Consider the following 293-nt stretch of genomic DNA (forward strand, 5'->3'; position numbering starts at 1 on the left):
AACCCATTGTTAGTCTTTATGGAGAATAAAAAAGTACCTAGAAATTTACCGATTTTACTGTTATATCTTTTTATTATAACATTAACTGCAGTTGGAGTTGGGGTAGTTGTTCCACCGATCTCGCAACAGTTAATGGATTTAGTAAAAAATATGCCCGGTTATATTAAAGAGGGAAAACTATACATACAACATTTATCCCATCATAGATTGGTTGAATGGTTATCTACACAAAACTATGTTTCCATTGAAACAATTGAAAAAAATGCAATTGAATACTTAAAGTAAATACAAAA

At 29.7% G+C, this 293-nt stretch carries 1 pseudogene; it reads left to right on the plus strand.

Annotated elements, in window-relative coordinates:
- A pseudogene (locus ACSG5Z_RS31205) lies at positions 1–282 on the plus strand (AI-2E family transporter); the annotation flags it as partial.
- Positions 283–293 lie beyond the last annotated feature (11 nt).

The organism is Bacillus pretiosus, from assembly GCF_051294775.1.
In the GTDB taxonomy this organism is placed as follows: Bacteria; Bacillota; Bacilli; order Bacillales; family Bacillaceae_G; genus Bacillus_A; species Bacillus_A wiedmannii.